The organism is Paenibacillus sp. ClWae2A (genome assembly GCF_032452295.1).
Classification (GTDB): Bacteria; Bacillota; Bacilli; order Paenibacillales; family Paenibacillaceae; genus Paenibacillus.
This window is the reverse complement of sequence record NZ_JAULSQ010000007.1, coordinates 26,317-49,971: the sequence shown is the minus strand read 5'-3', so window position 1 is coordinate 49,971 and position 23,655 is coordinate 26,317. Positions and strand designations below refer to the sequence as shown.

At 47.6% G+C, this 23,655-nt stretch carries 19 protein-coding genes; 11 read left to right on the top strand and 8 right to left on the bottom strand.

Features of this window, described 5'->3' with window-relative positions:
- The first annotated feature begins 120 nt into the window (after positions 1–120).
- The gene (locus QVE09_RS19970) at positions 121–1,665 is read left to right on the top strand and encodes a cobyric acid synthase (RefSeq protein ID WP_315938387.1); all 1,545 of its coding nucleotides are present in this window, start codon (positions 121–123) and stop codon (positions 1,663–1,665) included.
- A gap of 126 nt (positions 1,666–1,791) precedes the next feature.
- Here QVE09_RS19970 and QVE09_RS19965 read toward each other — a convergent pair whose 3' ends face one another.
- The gene (locus tag QVE09_RS19965) at positions 1,792–3,492 is read right to left on the bottom strand and encodes a methyl-accepting chemotaxis protein (protein ID WP_315938202.1); all 1,701 of its coding nucleotides are present in this window, start codon (positions 3,490–3,492) and stop codon (positions 1,792–1,794) included.
- A gap of 353 nt (positions 3,493–3,845) precedes the next feature.
- On the opposite strand from QVE09_RS19965, the gene QVE09_RS19960 reads away from it, so the two are divergent.
- The 3 genes from QVE09_RS19960 to QVE09_RS19950 all read left to right on the top strand — a co-directional run bounded on the left by QVE09_RS19960 (position 3,846) and on the right by QVE09_RS19950 (position 6,860).
- A complete protein-coding gene (locus QVE09_RS19960; protein ID WP_315938201.1) occupies positions 3,846–5,243 on the top strand; it encodes an L-cystine transporter in 1,398 nt (465 codons plus the stop codon).
- Positions 5,244–5,619: 376 nt separating this feature from the next.
- Positions 5,620–6,303 (top strand): queuosine precursor transporter, encoded by a 684-nt coding sequence (locus QVE09_RS19955; RefSeq protein ID WP_315938200.1) that lies wholly within the window; start codon positions 5,620–5,622, stop codon positions 6,301–6,303.
- A 203-nt stretch (positions 6,304–6,506) separates the two neighbouring features.
- Positions 6,507–6,860, top strand: coding sequence for a hypothetical protein (locus QVE09_RS19950; protein WP_315938199.1), 354 nt, complete (start codon positions 6,507–6,509; stop codon positions 6,858–6,860).
- A 290-nt stretch (positions 6,861–7,150) separates the two neighbouring features.
- On the opposite strand, the gene QVE09_RS19945 is transcribed toward QVE09_RS19950, so the two are convergent.
- Positions 7,151–8,239 carry a M24 family metallopeptidase gene (locus QVE09_RS19945; RefSeq protein ID WP_315938198.1) on the bottom strand — a complete coding sequence of 363 codons (1,089 nt, stop codon included), beginning with the start codon at positions 8,237–8,239 and terminating at the stop codon, positions 7,151–7,153.
- 262 nt (positions 8,240–8,501) lie between these two features.
- Here QVE09_RS19945 and QVE09_RS19940 point away from each other — a divergent pair, with 262 nt between their 5' ends.
- Entirely contained in the window at positions 8,502–9,713 is a 1,212-nt protein-coding gene (locus QVE09_RS19940) for a PQQ-dependent sugar dehydrogenase (RefSeq protein ID WP_315938197.1), read from the top strand.
- 524 nt (positions 9,714–10,237) lie between these two features.
- Here QVE09_RS19940 and QVE09_RS19935 read toward each other — a convergent pair.
- Positions 10,238–10,996, bottom strand: a complete 759-nt coding sequence (locus QVE09_RS19935; RefSeq protein WP_315938196.1) for an MBL fold metallo-hydrolase — start codon at positions 10,994–10,996, stop codon at positions 10,238–10,240.
- A 29-nt stretch (positions 10,997–11,025) separates the two neighbouring features.
- The gene (locus QVE09_RS19930; protein ID WP_315938195.1) at positions 11,026–11,568 is read right to left on the bottom strand and encodes a hypothetical protein; all 543 of its coding nucleotides are present in this window, start codon (positions 11,566–11,568) and stop codon (positions 11,026–11,028) included.
- A gap of 104 nt (positions 11,569–11,672) precedes the next feature.
- On the opposite strand from QVE09_RS19930, the gene QVE09_RS19925 reads away from it, so the two are divergent.
- The gene (locus QVE09_RS19925; protein ID WP_315938194.1) at positions 11,673–12,536 is read left to right on the top strand and encodes an SDR family oxidoreductase; all 864 of its coding nucleotides are present in this window, start codon (positions 11,673–11,675) and stop codon (positions 12,534–12,536) included.
- A 12-nt stretch (positions 12,537–12,548) separates the two neighbouring features.
- Here the strand turns inward: QVE09_RS19925 and thrS are convergent, their stop codons facing one another.
- From thrS to QVE09_RS19910, 3 genes are all read right to left on the bottom strand, one after another.
- Positions 12,549–14,549 (bottom strand): threonine--tRNA ligase, encoded by a 2,001-nt coding sequence (gene thrS, locus QVE09_RS19920; RefSeq protein WP_315938193.1) that lies wholly within the window; start codon positions 14,547–14,549, stop codon positions 12,549–12,551.
- Positions 14,550–15,021: 472 nt separating this feature from the next.
- Positions 15,022–16,782, bottom strand: coding sequence for a sensor histidine kinase (locus QVE09_RS19915; RefSeq protein WP_315938192.1), 1,761 nt, complete (start codon positions 16,780–16,782; stop codon positions 15,022–15,024).
- Positions 16,779–17,540, bottom strand: a complete 762-nt coding sequence (locus tag QVE09_RS19910) for a response regulator transcription factor (protein WP_315938191.1) — start codon at positions 17,538–17,540, stop codon at positions 16,779–16,781. The genes QVE09_RS19915 and QVE09_RS19910 overlap by 4 nt, the downstream gene beginning before the upstream one ends.
- A gap of 382 nt (positions 17,541–17,922) precedes the next feature.
- On the opposite strand from QVE09_RS19910, the gene QVE09_RS19905 reads away from it, so the two are divergent.
- Together QVE09_RS19905 and QVE09_RS19900 are read left to right on the top strand one after the other, a co-directional pair.
- A complete protein-coding gene (locus tag QVE09_RS19905) occupies positions 17,923–19,020 on the top strand; it encodes a M23 family metallopeptidase (protein WP_315938190.1) in 1,098 nt (365 codons plus the stop codon).
- A 107-nt stretch (positions 19,021–19,127) separates the two neighbouring features.
- The gene (locus QVE09_RS19900; protein WP_315938189.1) at positions 19,128–19,631 is read left to right on the top strand and encodes a GNAT family N-acetyltransferase; all 504 of its coding nucleotides are present in this window, start codon (positions 19,128–19,130) and stop codon (positions 19,629–19,631) included.
- A 115-nt stretch (positions 19,632–19,746) separates the two neighbouring features.
- Here the strand turns inward: QVE09_RS19900 and QVE09_RS19895 are convergent, their stop codons facing one another.
- Positions 19,747–20,238 (bottom strand): DinB family protein, encoded by a 492-nt coding sequence (locus QVE09_RS19895; protein ID WP_315938188.1) that lies wholly within the window; start codon positions 20,236–20,238, stop codon positions 19,747–19,749.
- A 287-nt stretch (positions 20,239–20,525) separates the two neighbouring features.
- Between QVE09_RS19895 and QVE09_RS19890 the strand changes: the two genes are divergently transcribed.
- From QVE09_RS19890 to QVE09_RS19880, 3 genes are all read left to right on the top strand, one after another.
- The gene (locus QVE09_RS19890; RefSeq protein WP_036669157.1) at positions 20,526–20,945 is read left to right on the top strand and encodes a hypothetical protein; all 420 of its coding nucleotides are present in this window, start codon (positions 20,526–20,528) and stop codon (positions 20,943–20,945) included.
- On the top strand, positions 20,942–22,231 hold the full coding sequence (locus QVE09_RS19885; RefSeq protein ID WP_315938187.1) for an ammonium transporter: 1,290 nt from the start codon (positions 20,942–20,944) through the stop codon (positions 22,229–22,231). Before QVE09_RS19890 ends, QVE09_RS19885 begins: the two co-directional genes overlap by 4 nt.
- Before the next feature lie 149 nt (positions 22,232–22,380).
- A complete protein-coding gene (locus tag QVE09_RS19880; RefSeq protein ID WP_315938186.1) occupies positions 22,381–23,322 on the top strand; it encodes a YwqG family protein in 942 nt (313 codons plus the stop codon).
- Positions 23,323–23,655: the final 333 nt, after the last annotated feature.

Here is a 23,655-nt window from a genome sequence, read left to right as displayed (position 1 = left end):
AAGTATGAAGCAGTATGGAAAGTGTTACGCATGAGGTTGGGAGCATGGGGATCTGGATATAACACGGAGACAGGGGGAAAGAGCGTGGAAGATAGACCATCACAACCAGCGGCGGTACTGATGCTGCAAGGAACGGCTTCCGATGTAGGCAAAAGTGTCATCACAACGGCATTGTGCCGGATTTTTAAGCAGGATGGCTTCAAGCCAGCCCCGTTTAAATCACAGAACATGGCACTGAATTCCTATGTGACGGAAGATGGCAAGGAGATTGGTCGGGCTCAGGGGGCACAAGCTGAAGCCTGCGGTATTGAGGCGACAACCGACATGAACCCGATCCTGATCAAACCGGTGCGGGACATGCATTCGCAGATCGTGGTTCACGGTGTACCTTTTGCCCAGATGAGTGCATCAGACTACCGTCAGCATTTCCTGCCTGAAGCAAAGCAGACGGTTATGGATGCGTTGAACCGGCTACGGGATACCTATGATATTGTGCTGATGGAAGGAGCGGGCAGTCCGGCCGAGATCAATCTGAAGGATCGGGATATCGTCAACATGAATCTGGCAGGCTGGGCCGATGCACCGGTGATTCTGATCTCCGATATTGATCGGGGCGGGGTGTTTGCTTCCATTGTAGGTACGCTGGAGTTGCTTGAACCCCATGAGGCGTCGCGTGTCAAAGGGTTCATTATCAACAAGTTCCGCGGTGATCTGTCCCTGTTGCAACCGGGACTCGACTGGCTCGAAGAACGGACAGGCATTCCAGTATTAGGTGTATTGCCTTACATAAGAGATATTCAGATTGAAGCAGAGGATTCAGTGGTGCTGGACTCCATGCGTCATGGGAAAACCGGCAAAACCGAGCTGGATCTGGTGGTGATTCGATATCCGCGAATTTCCAACTTTACAGACTTTGATGCACTTTCCCGTGAACCGGATGTGAATGTGCGTTACGTGACCTCGCCAGAGGAATTGGGCAGTCCGGATGCCATTCTTCTACCGGGTACGAAGGACACCATAGGTGATCTGGCATTTCTGCGTGAGTCTGGGCTGGAGCAGGCGATTGCGAGCCAGACTGAGCGTGATCATGTTCAGCTCGTAGGGATATGTGGCGGATACCAGATGCTGGGACGTCATCTGAAGGACCCGTTTGCTGTGGAGGCGAATCAGATTCAGGAAGCGAAAGGGCTTGGCTGGCTCCCGCTATCGACAACGTTTCTTCAGGAAAAGCAGACCGTCAGAGCTTCCGGACGGGTGCAGCCTAATCACCCGATTCGTCTGTATGGTGGGCAAGATGTAACAGATGCTTCATTACCTGTTAATGGATATGAGATTCATATGGGCGTTACGGAGTGTCACGAGCCTGAATGTGTAACCGCGTTGTTTGAAATCTCACATCCAGGTGGTCAACCTTTCCAAGAAGGCTGGGGCTCAGTAGATGGCAGTGTGTGGGGAACTTACCTGCATGGTTTGTTTGAAAGTGATCAATTCCGACGTTCGTGGCTGAATGCCTTGCGTGCAGGAAAGGGACTGGCTCCACTTCAGGAGACATATAGTGTACATGAACGTAAGGAAATGGAGTTCGATCGGGTAGCGGAATCATTGCGTTCGGCATTGGATATGAAGCGTGTGTACGAGATTATGGGTGTTCAGGCACCCGAGTGAAACAACAATACCCCCATGTCCGACAAACCGTTCTATAGAAACGGAATGTTAGCGACATGGGGGTATTGTATATCCTATGATTAAATGAGGTTTAAAACAGGTGATGATAGGTTAATGGTTAACCTGTTAGTTTATTTTGAAATTTTTCATGGCGGATTGTAGCTCTACAGCTTGTTCATGCAGGTGACGAACTGTATTCGAATGTGAATCCATCTCGCTAAGCTGAAGATCTGCTGTTGAAGCAATCTGTAGCATACTTTCACGGGATTTGGTCGTAATCTGTGCTGTTTCTTCAACGGATGCACTCACTTCTTCAGCACCAGCAGATACTTGTTGTGTAGACGCAGAGACAGTCTGAATGGTCAGATTCACGTTTTGGATCAATTCATTCAGCTGCTGGAAGGCTGAGCCTGCTTGTTGAACAACAGTTGTACCTGAACCAATCTCCTGGGTTACACGGTTCATGGCGTCAACCGAGCGTTCAGCGTCTTCACGAATGGTACCCAGATAATCCGAAATTTCTTCGGTGGCTGTCTTGGATTGCTCGGCAAGTTTGCGAACTTCTCCAGCAACAACAGCGAATCCGCGGCCATGTTCTCCGGCACGTGCTGCTTCAATGGAGGCGTTGAGTGACAGCATGTTAATCTGTTTGGTGATTTCAAAAATGGAAGCAACAATGGTGCCGATGGCTACCGAACGTTCATTCATAGTTTCGACATAACGCAACGATTCGCTTGCTGTCTGGCCTACACGCTCCATCTGTTCAATGGCATTCTGAGCCAGTCGGTTACCGTTAACTGCCTCGTTGGCTGCTTCACCAATCTGATCAGACACTTCAGCGGAAGAAGAAGCAATATGCATGATACCTTGCGTAATTTCTTCCATAGCTCTGGCGTTCTCGGATGCGCTTGACGCAATGCTGATGCTGCCTTTTTCTGCATCCTCTGCGGAGCGGCTGGAGTTTCGAACCATACCAGACATCGATTCAACCCGCTGAAGCAGGTCATTGGAGCCTGACACAACTTCATTGGATGTAGACAAGGCACGGCTAATCATTTCTTTCAGATTATGCGTCATCGTCTGGAAGCTTGCGGCAAGCTGGGCAATTTCATCTTTGCCTTTGATCTGGAGTTCAGCAGTCAGATCACCTTGGGATATTTGTTTACTATGTTGGACGAGCTTGATGATCGGTTTGGTCACTCTTTTGATCATACTAGTGGAGATAAGCCACCCGAGCACAAACACTAATGCTGTAATCCCAAGACATAACCAGAAAATCTGGGTAATCTTGTCTTGAATGAACTGGGCATCCATGCTCACAGCCATAATCATGTTACTTCCTGCAATGGGGATAAAGGCTGCTTTATGTACACCAAAGGAATCGGAGTAGACCTCACTGATTACCATTTCTTTGTTCTCAATAGCTGCATTCATTGCGGGTTCAACACTAATCTCATCCTGGGCTTTCATGTTTGAAGAAGGGTTGGCCACAACGACTTTGGCTGAGCCATCTTGAATAGCAACAACGTAAGCCGCATCCAAATTATGTTCTTTTGCTTTATCTGCCAGATACGATTCCACGGTCATGGCAGCACCTTCAGAACCGGCTCCGCCACTCTGTACCTGCAGGATTTTGGATGCTGAAGTATTTTTGTATATATCCTGAATGGACGTGTTTAGGACTTTGTCAAACTGCGGCAGCACGTAGCTTTGAATAATATTCATCGATACGGCATAAAAACTAATACTAAACAACAGGGAAGCAACCAGCAGAACGAGGAACAAGGTGCCTCTGATTTTACCGGCGACGGTGCGATTACGAAACATATGATCATCCTTTCACGTCAAGTTCATTAACATTGTCGCTTTTCCGTAATCCTAAGACCTATCTACCAATGAAGAAAGACCTAAATTGAACATTGAGAAAACTTGGGAATAAGCGGATATACCTATATTACAAAATTAACCGGAGGTTGAATAGAACAATTTTCAGGATTTGGTGTATTTTTTTCAGAAATAGATGAATCTGTTACATGCATATTACATAATATCAATTAATACCTACCGGAATAGTTTGTTATATGGTATATTGAAAAATGTCTTTGTCGGCAGTACAAAAGATAATAGAGAAAATCGGATATGTTCCGGTTACACACATACCTGAGGAGGATTTAAAAGAAATGGATACTTTTCTAGTCATATTGAATGTAGTGGTTATGCTTGCCTTACTTGGCATCCTCTACTGGATGCAGAAAAAGCATATCTCCTTTACGAAACGCGTATTTGCGGGTCTGGGACTGGGGGTTGTGTACGGGGTTATTCTTCAATTGGTGTACACATCAGGTTCTGATGTAGTTACGAAATCAGTCGATTGGTTCAATCTGGTCGGTTCAGGATATGTTCGTTTGTTGCAAATGGTCGTGATCCCATTGATCATGGTGTCCATCGTCTCGGCCATTATGAATCTGAAGGGCAAACAAAATCTCGGCAAGATGAGTGTTTCCATTATTGCCATTCTGTTGATCACCACAGCGATTGCCGCAGGGGTCAGCATTGTGACCAGTCTGGGCTTCAACCTGACTTCCATTGAGATTCAAGGAGGAGACCGGGAGAATGCGCAGATTCAGAAGGTGGAGGAACGGCTTGTTGATGTGAAGGATCAGACCATCCCGCAGCAAGTGCTGGAATTCATTCCTTCGAATCCATTTGCAGATATGACAGGAGAACGTCGTACATCCACACTGGCGGTGGTTATCTTCTCCGCGTTTATCGGTGTAGCTGTACTGGGACTGGATCGCAAAAAACCACAGCAGGCGGAGACGTTCCGCGGTATGGTTAATGCGGTATATGCGGTGGTTATGCGAATTGTTACACTGGTGCTGAGGCTTACGCCTTACGGGATTTTAGCACTGATTACAAAGGTAACGGCGACAACCAATGCGGAAGAGATATTAAAGCTTATCAAATTCGTGATTGCGTCTTATATCGCGCTGGCGATCATGTTTATTATTCATCTGATCATTATCTCTCTGTCCGGCTTCAACCCGGTTACGTATTTGAAGAAGGTGTTGCCAACACTGGTATTTGCCTTTACGTCCCGTTCAAGTGCAGCGGCGATCCCGCTGAATGTGGAGACACAGACGAAGAAACTGGGCGTATCGGACGGCATTGCGAACCTGTCTGCAAGCTTTGGGGCTACAATTGGGCAAAACGGCTGCGCCGGGATCTATCCGGCCATGCTGGCGGTTATGATTGCTCCGACGGTCGGCATCGACCCGCTGAGCTGGGACTTCATTGTGACTTTGATCCTCGTAGTCATGATCAGTTCGTTTGGTGTGGCTGGCGTTGGCGGAGGGGCAACCTTCGCTTCCCTGATCGTATTGTCCACCATGAATCTGCCTGTGGCTCTGGTTGGACTGCTCATTTCCGTGGAGCCGCTGATCGACATGGGGCGTACAGCGCTTAACGTGAACGGGTCGATGACATCAGGACTCGTGACGAGCAGAATTTTGAAGGAAAACGATCGGGACACGTTTAACGATCAGAGCCGTGAGTTGGATTCTGCGGCTCAGGCTTAATACAGAATGAATTAGATAGAAGCTCACATTAAGATAGCTAGAGCCGTCTACAAATCAAGTGAGAAAAGCCGTCCTTCGGAGGAATCCGGAGGGCGGTCTTTTTTTGCGGAAATCAAACTATACTGTGCACGGTGGTGAAGCAGTCTTCTTTTTCGATACACGGGGCAAGGGGAATCGGGGTAGGAAAAACTAGTATGGTCGAGAGAGACAGAGGAGGAATATAGAAGGGATCGTAGTCACTCTGGCAGACTTGGAGTTATTTAGTTATGTTCATGGGACGAGAAATGTGATAGAGTATTCATGTTTTGGCCCTGAGCCAAACCGCGGTTCGTAACCATCCCGCGTAATCAAAACTAGGAAGGCAGTGTATGTATTTATGTTTAACTTAGGGTGGGGAGCAGTTTTTGTTCTCGTAACTTATGGATTTTTCTTGCTGTGTTACCGCTTGTTCGGTAAAAAAGGTCTCTATGCCTGGATTGGTGTGGCTACGGTTATAGCCAACATTCAGGTGACCAAAACGATAGATATCATGGGAATCGTGCTGACGCTTGGTAACACGATGTATGTCAGCATGTACCTGACCAGTGACCTTCTTAATGAGAAGTATGGACCAGGTGAGGCACGCAAAGCCGTATGGTTCGGATTCTTCACGCTCATTATGACGACGGTTCTGATGCAGATGGTGTTGTTCTTTGACCCGGCGCCGACGGACTTTGCACAGGATTCGATGAAAACATTGTTTGGTCTGCTGCCACGTCTGGCCCTCGGAAGTCTGACTGCGTACTTCATCAGTCAGTTCCTGGATGTACGATTATACTCCTGGCTGCACAAGGTGGCCCCAGGGCGCAATCAGTTGTGGATTCGCACCAACGGTAGTTCGATCATCAGTTCATTCGTGGATACACTGGTGTTCTGCACGATCGCGTTTGCGTTCATCTACCCTTGGGATGTTTGGCTGGAAATCTTCCTGACGACGTATATTATCAAATTTGTATTAACTGCGGTCGGAACACCGTTTCTGTATGCGGCACGCAGCTTTAAGTTTAAGGATGAGGCTTAGACAATATTCAAAGAGTATCACTTAAAATCACCCTCTGCACAGTCGATTGTAATTCGGACTATGCAAAGGTTTTTTTCATAGAAAAGACCCGAAACAAGAAAAATCCTTTTTACATTTTTATGAAAAAGTTATAATATAAACGACCTGTCGTTATAAGCGTGTATCATTAGGAAAGATGATTTTCATACAAAGGGGAATCGCACATGTACTCTACACTGCGTTATACACTGGAAAGCAATGGCACAACCTACGAGAATGATAGCATTAATGCCTCGTTATTGGTGGAGTTGATCTCCAATCTGGAATTGCAGGAATTCGTAGTACTTGTACCTTCCGAGCTGGTGGAGGGAAGTATGTATATGCAGGCTGCTGCGCTTGAGGAACCAGGGCAAATGGTGGCAGAGATTCGTTTGCAGGAAGGCGAGGACGGTTTCCGGCATTACAGCTGCAGCACAACAGATACGACTGGGATTATTCAATGGTTTCTGGATTACTGGGGGAAGCAACAGCTGCCACAGCTGGAGTCTTGGCAGGATATCACGAATGAGTTTGACTGATGGTAAATGAGGGAGAAGGAATAAGATTACGTAGAATGCAGACGGAGTAATCTAGGATATGCTTCGTATAATTACAATCCCGCAACCCATGATATTCATGGATTTGCGGGATTTTTGCGTTCGCGTGTGTACTTGCTACTTTTTCTGTATACAGGCCTAAGGCGTACGCGAAAAGAGTATATTATTTTGAAGATACAGTTCAGCACAGTTTCGTGCAGTTTAGTTCATGATGCATAATATCGGCTGAGCATGGATGTATATGGGCTGTCTTTGACATAGATCCAATTGGTTTAGTCGCTAAGAATTTGCAGTTCTTTTGGATATGTTGTCAGAACTTCCACACCCGCCTCGGTCACAATTACATCATCTTCGATACGGACGCCGCCTGCTGCGGTATAGATGCCTGGTTCAATCGTGAATACGGTACCTTCATTCAGGATGTCCATATTCTCTCCATGGAGAGAAGGATACTCATGTACGTCGATACCGAGTCCATGGCCTACTCTATGCATAAAGCGCTCTCCGTATCCCGCTTCTTCCGTGACCTGGCGTGCTGCACGATCTACTTCGGCGCAGGTGATGCCTGGTTTCACGATTTGGATAGCAGCTTCGTTCGCTGCGAGCACAGTGTTATAGATGGTTTTGAGTTCAGGTGAGATATCACCAAAAGCGAATGTACGCGTGATATCCGAGGCATACCCTCCAGCATACACACCCATGTCAAACATCAACAGGTCACCATGTTGCAGTTTCCGTTCACCCGGTGTACCGTGTGGCAGACCTGTTTTGGGTCCCGTGAGCACCATGGTATCAAAGGAAGGGCCATCAGCACCCAGCTTTTTCATCTGATACTCCATCTCGGCGACAAGTTCAATCTCGGTTACGCCTGTGCGAACATGAGAGAGGCCTTGACGCAATGTTTCTTCAATCAGATGAATAGCGTGGCGAATGCGGGCTACCTCATCCGGTGTTTTTTTCACACGTAATGTGCGAAGCAGGGGGCCGACATCTTCAAAGCTGGCAGCACCGAGAGCGGCGGTCAGTTGCTCATAACGTGAGACGGTCACATATTCTTTTTCGAGACCAACCCGGCCCAAGCGCCCCTGATAACGATCAAACAAAGCGTATGGATTATCCGTATCCGTGTGCGTGGCAATGTTGGATACCGAGGAAGCGGCTGCGGCAGCTTCAGCGTCCAGGGCGGGTACAATCAATAATGGTTCTTCGCCACGTGCGAGTATCAGACCAAGGAAGCGTTCATGCGGATTGCTTGCAAATCCAGTTAAGTAGTAGATATGTTTCGGATCTGTGATCAGCATGGCGTCCAATCCTTGCACGGACAGATCGGCTTCAAGACGAGATAAAGGGTTTTGATTCATAAGTGTAGTTGTCCACCTTTCCATTCATACTATCCTTCTATTATAAAAGATTATGATGGAATTCCAAACCGCAGTGATTTCATGTCCTCGGAATCCCTTGAATTCTTGGTTTAAGCGGCTGGTATGAAGGGTAATACAGGGCGAAACCGCTTTACACATGAATAATAACACCTCAACTATAGAGAACAATACATTAACAATACGTTGAAGCTTGGCTTATTTATTTTATACAAAAGAACGATATGCGAAGGGAGATGTAATCATGAATAATCGAGTAACCGTTCCGCTGTATGCTTCATTATTAAGTGTGGCATTGTTAACCGCGTCATGTTCTTCAGTCGAACCTTCTACGGGAGGAACAGAGCAGTCGTCTCAGGGACAGGGAACCGGTCAGGGAGAGACAGCCAACGGAGGCAATACCAGTGCAAGTGGAAATGACAGTGAAGCGCAGGGAGAGGCGGTTATTCCGTATCAGGCTTCCGTTCTGGTTGAAGGATTGAATGCACCATGGGAGATTGTAAGCGTGCCTGATGGTCGGATGTTTGTAACGGAGCGCCCTGGTGCAATTCGGGTCATTGAGGATGGAAAACTGGCCCCTGAACCACTGATTGAATTCTCAGCCCCGTTTAATGAAGAAGGCGAAGGAGGTCTGTTGGGTCTTGCAACTGATCCGGACTTCGAGGAGAACGGTTACTTGTATGCATACCACTCCTATCTCGAAGGTGACAACATTGCCAATCGGGTGTTACGCCTCAAGGTGAATGATGGCAAAGCCGTCATAGATCAAGAGTTGCTTGGTAACATTCCAGGCGGAACAAATCATAACGGTGGGCGGATCAAAATTGGCCCGGACAAGTTGCTCTATATCACGACAGGTGAGCGCTATGAACCGGAATTGTCACAGAACAAAGATAGCCTTGGAGGTAAAATATTGCGGATTGGTCTCGACGGATCGATCCCAGCAGACAACCCATGGCCGAATTCACCTGTATACAGTATGGGACATCGCAACGCACAGGGACTGGCCTGGAACCCGGATAATGGCTATCTCTATGCCACTGAGCATGGTCAGCGGAATCATGATGAGATTAACCGGATTGTAGCTGGTGAGAATTATGGCTGGCCAGAGGTAGAAGGAGATGACGATGACAATGGCGCATATCAGGCTCCGCTTGCACATAGTGGGAACGATACATGGGCGCCGTCTGGTGTAGCTTTTGTTGAAGAAGGACCTTGGGCTGGATCACTGATTGCTGCGAATCTGCGTGGAGAGCAGTTGCTGAAGGTCACTCTTTCGGAAGATGGTACCCAGGTCGAGCAGGTGGAACCGATCTTCGAAGATGAATGGGGTCGAATTCGCAATGTGAGTGCTGGCGAGGACGGCAATTTGTACGTGCTTACGAATAATCGGGATGGACGAGGATCGCCACGAGATGGAGATGACAAGCTGATAGTGCTTACTCCGGAGAGTTGAGTCGGGGTCAGGGGAGAGAAAATCAGTGTTACAGGACAGAGTCGCACCAAATTGGTCTCGCCGTAAGGTTGCGAATGGAGTAAGTTTAAAACGAACGGTTACCGCTCAACTTGAGCCAAAGCCCTGAAGTGCCCTGAATCTGAAGCGCTCTAAATAAAATTTTTCTAAAGAACCTGACGCACCTTAAATAGAGGTTTGGTGAAGATCGTAGAATTTAACGAACCTCAGCCACGCTATAATGCCAAAATTCACTCGAAACCTGCGGAAAAACCAATGAAATGAGTAACTAAGGTGTCTGGGATTCGTTACAAAACAACTCCAGTGCAGTAGTAGAAGTGCGTGGTTAATTAATTAAAGGAGCTGTCCCTGTCAAGCTCATGACATTGGGACAGCTCCTTGATTGTAATAATGTATGTGTCATCCTAATCTTGAATGAGCTACAACGCACAATGCCGCACGAAGAGAAACAGCGTTAATAGGATGATTGTGTAATTCAAAAGCACTCACATGTCCGCGTTCTTTACTTACTCTGCGCTCTCTGCAAGTGTGGCAATACGCTGAGCCGGATCATTCATGTACTCTCCACCGTGATAACAGAGAACCTTATTGAGCTTAAGCTCGGTCAGTTTCTTCAGGCTTCGCAGCGCTTCAGGCATGTCCGGTGTCGCTTGTGGTGCAGGGCCAACCAGTTCATCATCGACCACACGAAGTTCATCGGCAGCGAGCAGGAACTGTTGCTCCCCGAAATACAGGCAGATATGACCTGGCGTATGTCCCGGTGTATGAATGACCTGTGTGCCGCCTTGAAGGGGTAATAAGTCTCCGTCCGCCAGTGTTCTGCTGATGTTCACTTCAGGCAGCTGCAACAGCAGTTGGTCTGCCAGTGCCAATACGGGCGCAGGCAGCAGCGCACGACGTTCAGGCGTGAACTTGATCAAAGGTTTCTCACCTGTTAGATATGGAATCTCGTCGGCATGTGCCCAGATTTCCAGATCGGGAATAGCATCCAGAAGAGCGCCCAGATTACCGATATGATCGATGTCCTGATGGGTAATAATCACACGTTTGACGTCCGAGAGCTGTACGTCTTCTTGTTCCAATGCGGATTGAAGTTCGGCAAATTGTCCAATCATGCCCGTATCCACCAGGGTTACCCCATCTTCGTCACGAAGCATGACGGGGAATATGGGACTGTTCCCAGAAGGTGTGGGAATCTGAAGATTTAGCACAGTAATCGAAGTTGTTGGATGGCTCATGGTGATCCGGACCGTAGTCCGGTACACCTCCTTTTCTTTTTTAGCGATGATTGTTGTTATTCAGGGCGATTGTATTTTAAGTGTTTTCTATATTTTTTAAATGTATGGAGTAGTGCTTCGAACGTTTCTTCTTCATTACTGCCGTCTTTAACGATGGAGACAAACGAGAAGTTATCATGAACAAGTTTGTTCCTCGTCTGAAACACCAGACTAAGGGCTTCAGCGAAATGTTCCTTTTCGGATTCCAGGGCAATGAATTCTTTACTGAGTTCGGCCTGAATAATCTCCATGTTGGAGCGTGCACGGTAGGCAGGAGTTTTCATCAGCTGAGTCGAATTAAACTTTTTCTGATATACGTCTCTGTACAGTTGATGTAACATTTGTTCAGTAATGGCGCATAGTTCGATGACCAGTGAAGCATATCTTCGGTTTTTGCGTTTTCGGGTGAGCTCACGTGTTTCTTCTTTGTCCATAATACCGTATTTTTCATACAGCGTAGAATCAACGTTCTGCAAGATTTCCTGATATTCCTGTTCGAGTAGTGCGATTTCAAGTTTGGCTTGTCGTTTAACTTTTTTAAAATCTTCTTTGGTCAGCATACTTGTCCTCCCATGGAAACCGAGATGTGATCCTATCATTATCTCATATTGTCCGTCGTTGCGCCTCTAATTTCGGAACCTCAGGTTCAGAAGGGAAGTACCTCATGTCCAATCAGACAGCAATTGTAACAGGAGCTAACTCAGGTATGGGGTTGGCAACCACCATTGAACTTGCAAGACAAGGATATCGGGTAATCATGGCATGCCGCAGTGAGAAGCGCGGACAGGATGCTCTTCAGGAAGCTGTGCGTCAGTCCGGCTCTTCTGCGATTGAATTGATGTTGTGTGACCTGGGTTCACTCGAAAGTATACGCCAGTTTGCCCGCACATTCCGCGAGCGTCATGATCGCCTTGACGTTCTGGTTAATAATGCGGGGGTAGTGATGGTCAAGCGGAAGGAAACCTCAGATGGGTTCGAACAGAGTATCGGCATTAACCATCTGGGGCATTTCCTGCTGACCTTACTTTTGATAGAACCTCTGAAAGCCGCGAAGCAGGGACGGATTGTGAACGTGTCGTCAGGTGCATACAAGGCCGGCAAAATCCACTTCGAAGATCCACATTTGCACAAAGGTTATAATCCGATCAAAAGTTATGCCCAATCCAAACTGGCGAACGTGCTGTTCACTCGTGCACTGGCCCGCAAACTGTCAGGTACGTCTGTCACAGTGAACTGTCTACACCCTGGTGCGGTGGGAACGAGTATTGGCGTAGATCGCAATACCGGATTTGGCACACGTATTATGGCTTTTGCAGGCAAGCTTCCATTCTTTCTGTCGCCTGAAGAAGGTGCGCGAACCGCTGTTTATCTGGCCACAAGCCCTGAAGTTGTCGGCATCACCGGGCGTTACTTCTATCAACAGAAAGAGCAGCAGCTGAAGGCGCATGCCGTTGATGATGCTTCAGCTGAGCGTTTCTGGACCTGGAGCGAAGAACAGGTGGGTCTAAAGCCTGACGAGAAGTTGTGATGCGGATGTGGATCAGACTTTTGCCTTCACAGCTTGTTGGATCATTTCAATAACAGCTTCAATACGTTGGATGCCTTGATCTCCCTGACCGTATGCACGGACAGAGGCGGATGAGGCATTTTTCTCATTCTCCCCAAGTACGAGCGAATAAGGCACTTTTTCCATCTGGGCTTCACGGATCTTGTACCCGAGCTTCTCACTGCGCAGATCTGTTTCTACCCGAATACCCGCAGCGCGGAGCTGACTCTGTACTTGGAGTGCATAATCTGCGTAATGATCCGATACAGGCAGCAGCTTCACTTGCACAGGTGCGAGCCAGAGTGGGAACGCTCCTGCATAGTGTTCAGTCAGGATGCCGATGAAACGATCGATTGAACCATAGATGGCACGGTGGATCACGACCGGACGGTGTTTCAGGCTATCCTCGCCAATGTAAGTGAGGTCGAACTTCTCCGGCATTTGAAAATCAAGCTGGATTGTTCCGCACTGCCAGCTACGCTTCAGCGCATCGAGGATATGAAAGTCAATTTTCGGTCCATAAAAGGCACCGTCTCCTTCGTTAATGCGATATTCCACGCCTCGACGATCCAGTACATTTTGCAATGCGCGTTCCGCCTGATCCCACAGCTCTTCTGATCCCATGGAATCTTCCGGACGAGTGGACAACTCAATCTTATATTCGAATCCAAAGATATCGTACATGCGTCCGATCAGTGAGATCGCCTGATTAATCTCGTCCTCGATCTGCTCTGGCATGACGTAGAGATGGGCATCATCCTGACAGAATGTCCGCACACGCATCATGCCGTTCAGGGCACCTGAGAATTCATGACGGTGAACCTGACCAAATTCCATCATGCGAATCGGTAATTCGCGGTAGGAATGGAGTGTATTTTTGAAGATCAGCATATGCCCGGGACAGTTCATAGGTTTCAGTGCAAAAGTGGCATCGTCCACTTCCGAGAAATACATGTTGTCCTTGTAATGCTCCCAGTGACCGGATTGCTCCCACAGCCGATTGTTCATCATGAGAGGAGTCCGAACTTCCTGATATCCTTCTTGCAATTGCAACTCACGGGAGAACTGCTCGAGTTCAGTGCGAACAGTCATGCCTTTGGGTAGATAAAAGGGCATGCCGGGCGCTTCTTCGGAGAACATGAACAGTTCAAGCTCTTTGCCGAGTTTACGATGATCCCGTTTCTTCGCTTCTTCGAGCATGTGCAGATGTTCATCCAGCTGGACCTTGTTCGGGAAAGCAGTGCCGTAGATGCGTTGCAGCATCTTATTATCCGAGTTGCCGCGCCAGTACGCACCAGCCACATTCAGCAGCTTGTACGCTTTGATTCGACCAGTGGATGGAAGATGTGGACCGCGACAAAGATCAAAGAACTCTCCTTGATCATAGATCGAAAGCTCGGCGTCCTCTGGCAAATCCTGAATGAGTTCAAGTTTGTAGGGGTCCTGGATTTCTCCGAAGATACGGAGGGCTTCTTCCCGGCTAACGACCCGCCGACTGATCTTTTCATTTTCCTGAATGATCTTGTTCATTTCCCGCTCAATGGCAGCCAGATCACTGATGGACAAGGCATGCTCCAGATCAACATCGTAATAGAACCCATCTTCAATGACTGGGCCGATACCCAGTTTCACTTGTTCTGCACCGTAGATGCGTTTGAGTGCCTGTGCGAGCACATGTGCTGCGCTGTGACGATAACGATATAGACCTTCCGCACTGTCCAAAGTAACGATAACAAGTTCGCAATCTTGCTTGAGCACCCAATCGAGATCGACATTTTGACCATCTACAATACCGCCAATGGCCTGTTTTCCCAGGCTTGTGCTGATAGATGAGGCAACCGCATCTACAGTGATGCCTGCTTCGTAAGAACGTACCGCGCCACCTTGCAGACGGACCTCAATGGAATGACTGGATGGTTGCAGATCATTTGCTTGGCTGTTTATTTCGTTACCTGATTTGTTGCTTGCTGAGTTACTGTTTTCTTGTTTGCTCATGTGAACCACTCTCCATTTCTTAAAATGAAAGCGCAAAAAACACCCGTCCCGGAAAAGGGACGAGTGCGCTTGGCTCGTGGTTCCACCCTAATTTTGGTTATGGTGCACCCTGCTCTCGACCAGCCGCCGTGAACAGGAACATCATAACCCTCATTGGAATCCGTTATCGGGGATCAGGCGGTGAACTCTACTGGCAGCATGCCAAACATCCGAGGGAAGTTCGAAATGCAGAGGTTCGAGGTCACGGCTGCAGAGGGGTAACTCCGGTCCGTTCGCTGAAGAAGGTTTCACCAATCCCCTCTCTCTCTGGGCAGCACGCAAACGAAATCTTGTCTCTGGTCATCGCCAAATATGTTAGATCAACTCATTAAAGTTATCCTGAAATGTGTTGCATTCAATATCAATATATTGGAACAGGTGTTATTGAGTGTCGATTATATAGACTGAAAATGGAAAGGTCAAGCGGAACATTTTAATTCGTTTCGGACGACCCATCCCATATTAAGCGAATGATCGTTCCTTCACCAGGGGTGGATTGTACCTCGATATGCCCTTTCATCGCTTCAATCAAACCTTTGGTTACCGCCATTCCCAGCCCTGATCCAACGTCCGATGTTCCTGTATCTGTACCGCGATAGTATCGTTCAAATAACTTCCATACCGTCTCGGAGTCCATGCCTCTTCCATTATCGGCAAACTGAATGCTGAATGCATCTGCCTGCTTACCAGGATGCACACTGACAACCAGGATGGACTCGGGCGGATTATGAAGAAGGGCATTGGCGGTCAGATTATCCACAATTCGTTCAAACGACGGAATATGGACAAGGCCATACACGGGCACTTCGGAAGGTTGGAACAAGATGCGACCTTCCCCATATGCCGGGTTCCGTTCAGCGCGCTGGATCAGATCACGAAGTAACGTATTTACGTCAGTCTCTTCCACCACAGGTTGATATCCTCCACTGCGTAATCGATAGGTCATGGCAAGGTCGTTAACAAGCCTGTCCATATACATGGACTTATCGAGCATTATACCTGCGAATTCTCTGACTTCCTCCGTGGTCCAGCTATACTTATCCGCCTCAAGCATATGAGCGTATCCCTGAATGGAGGAGAGGGGTGTCTTCAGATCATGTGTTATGCCAGCAATCCATTCCTCCCGCAGAGACTCGGTCTGTTTCCGAAGTTCTTCATCTTGCTTCAAAGTGTGGGACAGGGCCTGCATGGAGTGAAGCACTTCAGCATATACGTTGTATTTTCGCTTCCATTTTCCGTTACGACGCTGACTGCGAGGGATTCCGAAGGCTCCGGTAGGTTCCTCGTAATGTCCTCGCTCCAGACGTTGTAACCATTGGAGCATATGCAGCATGGGCGAGCCAAATCGGTTGGCATACCAGAAGGCAAGCAAAATGAGCAGCATGATGATAGATACGATCAATACAACCAATGCAGGTTCCAGAATAAAACTGTAGGGGTTTTGATTTCCAGTCGCCAATGGATCACCAGGTATGCTAATCAGCCAGGTGGTTTCATTCTGTTCGTCGTACCACGTTGCAACAGACATACCTGATCGACTCGGATAGCGAATTTGCAGAACCAGTTCCTGAATAGTGTATTCGCTTGGTACGCCCATGGCCGGTTTGTTAAAGGAAGAGAGTTCGCTTCCTGATGCGTCCAATACTTGAAGATAAGCATTGGCGTCACGGAGGGCCTCCTGTTGGTCGGGCTTAAGATCAAGCTTCCCGTTGGTGAAAGCAAGGTCTGAACGAATGTTATTCATTAAGGACTTTGCCGGGTTACTCTCGCCATATAACAAGGTGAAGTCCTTCCCGTTTTTCTCCCGGATCAGCATGACGATCTGATAAGGGAAGGGCTTCTGGCCTTCCCAGTATGCAATCAATTCCCCCGGTTTATAGTGAGTAGGAACATCGGCGGGTGTGTGGTATTCATCAATGACGTAACCTTGTTCATCCAGAACTTGGAGCCAGCCTTGATATTTATCCACTTGCTTCAGCAATTCGGGGTCATATCGGATGGTATCATCCGGCATGATCTCTGCTGTATTAATTAATTGGTCCAGACCGTTGGCAGCAAAATCATCTACCAGATTCACTTCATTTACTTTTTGCACGACCCAGTAAGTCGCTACAGACCCAAGCAGGATGATAAGAACGACTGCACCGGCAAGCATCCCGATAAACCGGGTCATTAACCTGCGACGAATACTCATGGGCGTGACACATGTTCCGGCTGAATGAGTTTGTATCCCAGACCTCGGACGTTAACGAGAAACACCGGATTGGAAGGATCAACTTCAATGCGCTCCCGAATGCGGTGAATATGAACCATCACGGTATTGTCATCACTAATCGCTTCAGAGCCCCAGACCCGCTCATATAGATCTGATTTGGTGAAGATGCGATTGGGATGTTTGCAGAAAAAGAGTAACAGTTGGAACACAAGTGCTGGACAGGATACGGACTCACCTTCAACACGAAGTTCACCAGCCCACTCCAGCACCTGGAACCGTCCAAAGTCGTACACGCCTTCCGATGTGCTGGGAGATGACGTATTTACGTTGGATGGGACTTGATCCGAGATCGTTGCGGTTTTTGAAGGTAAATAACGCTTCAGTAATGATTTAATTCGAGCAACGACTTCCAGCGGATTAAAGGGTTTGGCGACATAATCGTCGCCACCAACGGCGAATCCGGTTAATTTGTCATAATCGGTTGTTTTGGCCGTTAGAAACAGGATGGGCGCATCGGTGACCTGTCGTAGAAAAGGACAGATTTCCAGTCCGCTTTTGCCAGGAAGCATGATGTCGAGCACGATGCAATGATACGTCTTGTTGTTGCATGCCTCAATGGCTGCTTCGCCTGTTGTAACGGTATCAATATCGAGAAACTGCTCTTTGAGCAGAACGGTTTTGAGCATATGCAGAATAGCCTGTTCATCATCCACAAGCAGTAATGAGACGTTATCCATAGTTTAAAAATGACCTCCTGATCCTTCCGTTGTGTTTATTACTAATCATACCATCCAAGAGGGCTGTATAGCTTACAAGCTATCTTAACGGAATCTTAATTATGCAGCCTCAACAGGCGTTGCAAGTTTAACTACATGTAAGATGGGGTTAGACGAAGGATAAGACTCATTCTGTACACTTAACTGGAAAGTATAACGATTAGGGCGTGTCTAAAAACTCCGAAGGAAGCAGATTTTGCCGAATTTTCGTTCCAAGCAAGGAAGTTTTCCGCAGGCGTGCCGGGGCACGTCAAGGGAAAGTGACGCAGCAGGGGGCGAAAAGGTGGTAAAAGATGCACTTCAGCGAGTTTTGAGACACGTCCCAGCAGAAGGGATGTTGAGAATGAACAGAGAAGGTCATCTGAAATCAGAACAAAATACACATTCGAAATTACACAATAAAAGGGGCTGGAAGGTGCTTGCGATTACCCTTGGAGCTTGCGTGATATTGTCTGCTTGCGGCAACGGCAACTCCATTACTTCCGACCAGGCGGAGCAGCAGTCAGCCGAACAGGCGTCCAATAATGAAACGAGCGAGAACTCCAATCAGGAGCAGAACTCAAGTTCAGAGGTGAGCACGATGGTTACACCCGACAATTTCATAGATACGTTGATGAACGGTTCAAAGGATGCAATCTATAATCAGTTCTCTCCGGAATTGAAGGGGACGTTAACGCTTGAGCAGTTCAAAACGACCGCTGATCCTTTTCTGGAGGGTGTTGAATCATGGGAGCAAGTAGTAGACATCGAAATGAATCAATTATCCGAGCTTGCCTGGAAGGACCAGACAGGGACGAAGGGGATTCTAGCCTATTTTTCCGAAGAAAATCAGATTGAAGGTCTGTCGATTCAGCCGCTGGAAGCTCATGACACGGATGCCAAATTCACAAAAACAGAGTTCCAATTCCCGATTAAGGGGGAATGGTTTGTATTCTGGGGAGGCAATGATGTGTTGTCGAACTATCATTATGCGCATGAAACCCAGCGCTACGCTCTGGATATTGTTCGGACCAAAGACCAATCCAGTTATCAAGGTGATGCAAAGGAAAATCAAAACTACTATGCTTTTGGTGAACCACTCTATGCAGCTGCGGATGGAACCGTTGTCGAAATCAAAAACGATATACCGGACAATGTACCGGGTGTCATGAATCCGGAAGAACCTGCCGGTAACTATGTGGTGATCGACCATGGCAACAGTGAATACAGCATCACAGGACACATCAAGGAAGGCAGTGTTTCGGTCAAAAAAGGAGATAAGCTCAAGCAGGGAGACCTTATCGGTGAGCTTGGTAATTCGGGTAACTCCAGTGAAGCTCATCTGCATTTCCAGGTATCGGACGGCCCGGATCTGTTCACATCTCAATCAATTAACATACGTTGGGCAGACCAGAGTCAGCAGTTAACTCGTGGGAACACAATACAGGGACTTCCAGAGTAATAATGGAGTAATTCTCTGTCACAATGTTAGGGATGACGAAGGCTTCTATTTTCCATTATAATATCCTCTATGAGAATAGATCGATCTGAGATGATGGAGGAATAGCGATGAAACTGGAAGATGTGCAGATTGAATATGCGCGCCTGGAGGACTTGCCGAGGATTGTGGAAATTTATAATTCTACCATTGAGAGCCGTATGGCAACAGCGGATTTGGAGCCGGTGACAGTGGAGCAACGTTTGCCTTGGTTCGAGGAACATTCACCCGATTATCGTCCTCTTTGGGTGATGAAGCAGGCAGGACAGGTGGTAGCTTGGGCAAGTCTCAGCTCGTTCTATGGACGCCCTGCATATAACGGAACGGTGGAAGTCAGTGTATACGTGGATCAGCAATGTCGCGGAATTGGGGCTGGTGGACGTTTGCTCGAAACGGTATTTGCGGCGTGTCCTGCACTTGGAATTACGACCATTCTTGGATTCGTCTTCGGGCATAACGAACCGAGTCTGGGGTTGTTACGCAAGCATGGTTTTGAACAGTGGGGATATTATCCCGAAGTGGCCGTGCTGGATGGTGTGAATAGAGATCTGGCGATTTTGGGCAAAAAAATATAAGTGTCGTTCTTATTCGTAACATAAGAACTCTGAAAACCTCCAACCTAAATTAATAGGATTGGAGGTTTTTTGTCGTACAAGTATATTCTTCGCTATGTGAAAGTGCAGGTTGTGCTTACACGCCAAGCTGCTTTTTAATCTCTTGAATCTGTCCCAGATGACGTTCCTCATGATAACTTGCAAAGTCAATCCATTGGGTAAGATCCATCTCACCGAATACGGGATGAGGAAAGGACTTACTGCGCAGCAGGTCAGGATCATGATCCAATGTAAAGTTGTTTAACGCTTGGTGAGATTCGTCCAGATCACTGCGTACGTCTGCGAGTGCTTCAGGTGCTGCTGGAGGCTGAAGATGGGGTGGTGCCTCGACGGAGCGGCTGCGGTCCAACGATAATTCATATGGTTTTTTGTCCACAGACACGGTCTGTTCCTTCTCGAGTGCCAGCCGGGCTTGTTTTCCAATTACATTTTCCATCAGATTCAGATGACGTAGTACTTGCATAATACTCCATTGTTCGGGTGAAGGTTTTCGGTTCAATTGTTCTTCTTCGAGTCCCGAGACGGTTTCCCAGATTTGGTTGCGTATATCGTCATTACGAGTAAACATCGTGTAATCCTCTCCTTATATACGGTTTCTGTGATGCGGGTAGTCTGTGTATGTTCATTACCCAAAATGTGGATGCTTATTCTATAAGCATAAAGAATGGAAAGATTGAATGCGAATCCTAGGCAAGATTAGCCTTGTTAGATGTAATCTGTGCCAAATAAAAAAAGCCGTTCTCTATGAACGGGTTCATTTCAATCCATACCAAGTCCAAAAAAAGATTGACGGGCAGACCCCGGCAAACTATAATCGGTACAAGTAACTTGATATGTAAGGAGTCCTGACATGATATGTTAGTAATCGACGAGGTGTATCACCATACAGCATTGCAAATATCATCGTCCGATTTATTGTACCTTATCGAACGGCTGAAGGTCAAAAAAGAAAATGAGATCGAAACGCTCAAGAAGAAGATTGAACAGTTCGAACAAAAGCGTCGAGCGGAAGAGGTTGCTTATCAATCGTTGTCGCCCGTACGCAAGTGGTTTGCGGGACGTCCCGCATCCCATCATCAGGCGGTGGAATATATGGTTCAGGTAAAGGAACGTTTTCGCAAGATGGAACAGATTCGCAGACGCATACGTGATCTGGACCAGATCGCAGAACGAATTAAGCATCCGGACAGCATTGAGCGGGACGAGATTGAGCTTGCGCCCGATACAATCCGTGAGCTCAGACAGCTTAGTGAAACGGAGGATGTACAAGCATGACTTTGGAGACGTTAAGCACCGGGATCGATACGGTCTGGGTCGTACTGAGTGCAGCGATGATTTTATTGATGGAGGGTGGATTCGCCCTGCTTGAGGCTGGCTTTGTACGTTATAAAAATAGTGTGAACATTATTATGAAGGTTTTTGCTGACATTACAATTGGAACGTTGCTGTTCTATGCTATCGGTTTTGGACTGATGTATGGTTCGGACGTTGGTGGTTTTGCGGGAGTAACGGGATTTTTCCTGAATGGGGATTTGTCTCACCTGGACGTACCAGTATCTCTGGAGACATTCTGGTTGTTCCAGGCTGCCTTTACCATTGCCGTTATTTCCATCGTTTCAGGAGCGGTAGCCGAGCGGATCAACTTCCGTGCTTATCTTCTGTATATCATATTGATGACGGCGATCATCTATCCAATTGGTGGACACTGGGCATGGGGCGGCGGCTGGCTTAGTAAGCTGGGGATGCAGGACTTTGCCGGTTCGGCTGTCATCCATGCACTCGGCGGATTCTCGGCACTGGCTGCTGCGATTATCATTGGTCCACGTAAAGGGAAGTACACATCACTTGGCGTAAGTGCCATTGCACTCCCGAGCAATCTGCCACTGGCATCTGTAGGTGCATTTCTGTTATGGTTCGGCTGGTTTGGCTTCAATGCGGGTAGTACACTCAGCGCGACGGATGTAAGAATTGGTCACATTGCGATTGTCACGATGTTATCTGCGGCTTCGGGTGGTGCGGTTACGCTGTTGTATACGTTATTCCGTTTCAATCGTTCAGATGCGCCATCGGTCATTAACGGTTCACTTGCGGGATTGGTCGGCATTACGGCAGGCTGTGCATTTGTTGGCGATGTAGCAGCGATATTCATTGGTGCAGTATCCGGTTTATTGATGATGGCTGCAACCAACTGGCTGGACCGTCGGCAGATTGATGATCCAGTTGGTGCTTTCCCGGTGCATGCCGCATCCGGAATGTGGGGCACGATTGCTGTAGGTTTGTTTGCCACGGACGGTGGATTATTCATGGGCGGCGGCTGGAGGTTGCTGGGTGTTCAGGCACTTGGCCTTACAGCGCTGGTCATCTGGGGATTCGCCATGACCTGGATTGGTCTGAAGTTGATTGGCAAAATTGTGCCTGTACGTTCGACAGAAGAAGAGGAAGATCTGGGTCTGGATATTAGCTATCATGGTGTGATGGCAGCCCATCAGGCCCATGAGTTCCTGGACGGTGAGGAGCATATGCGTGCTTACCAGGAAAAGTCTTCTGATCCAAATCGATAAATGGAATATACGATAAAGAAGTAGACTGACAGGGGATGTCAGTCTCTTTTTTTGCTAGAAGCAGGGAAAGACGTCCGGGCAGAAGAATATACAGGTGTGAACCTGAATATGTCTCAGCATAGGTGTATTGTCAAAAGGGGAGGATCTATATGATTAAGCCAGAACAATGTGAACGACTGACCAGAAAAGCCCGTAAAACACTTGAGGAATATGGTTTGGGAGTTGCTGCCGATCTGCTGTTGTCCTCAAGCCGCTGGGGAATTCGCCTCGATGTATCCACACTGGACGAATATCGCAGAACAGGAAACTCACGTGTGGGTGGACATCCGGATTTGCCAAGTCGAATGGAATGGCCCGTAACACAGGAAGGAGTTCCGATGACTTTCCTGGCCCAGTTGAACCTGGTGGATTTGTCGCCGTATACGCCGAATGATGGGCGCGGGACTTTGCCCGAACGCGGAATGTTATACTTTTTCGTTGGCACGGATGAATCTGCTGGTCCCATTGAACATCGTGTGATCTTTGAGCCGAGTTCTCATAACCTGATAAGGCGAGAGCCTGAAGGTGATACTGCGCTGGATGGAGCCCCGTTTGTTGCACATTCGGTGACTGTGCTGCCTAATCTTGAGTTTCCTACATATGCATATATAGACGCGAACGCGCTAAACGAGCTCTCGCCTCCGAGGCTTGAGACGGATGAGGCCGAAGCGGAAGTGAGTCTGTATGACCGATACCTTGAATTCGAGTCGAGCTGGAATCATCCGAGTACACTGAATTGGGGTGGAATGTTTGGGTATCCTGACGGGCAGCATCCGGATGCCGAGCATCGAGCCTTGTTACAGATCGCACTGGGAGAAGAGTACGATTATAATGAGCTGGTATGTGAGAAGAAGCTGACTAAGTATTACGGCGGAGATGAGGATCGGACATGGCAGGAAATATCCGATACGCTGCTGCTGCTGAAGATAGATACACATGATGCTATTGGTTTCCAATGGTGGGATTGCGGGGAACTGCAATTTTTCATTCGCAAGTCTGACTTGGAGGCCGGACGATTCGAACAAACGTATTGTTCGTTATACTCAAGTTGAGCAAAGATTTGAACTCGTATAGGCAACAAAATGTCCTGAATCCCGTCTATAAGAAGGAGGAAGGACTTTTTTGTTCGTAATTTGTTATATAAATTGAACTAAATAATATTTACACTGCACACTCCGATGACAGAACAACCTTCCGATCGCTGTTATCCCCAGATTTTTTTGATTCCTTTTATAAAGGGGAAATCCGGGGATAAAGGCGAACGCTTCGCTTCTTCAGGTCCTTTCTGTCCTCTACGTTTTGTGTAAATGTTTTGTTCAATTTATATAGATTTGGGGTATATATAAGGGAGGGATATCTTGGTTGATAACCGATCATATGTTCTG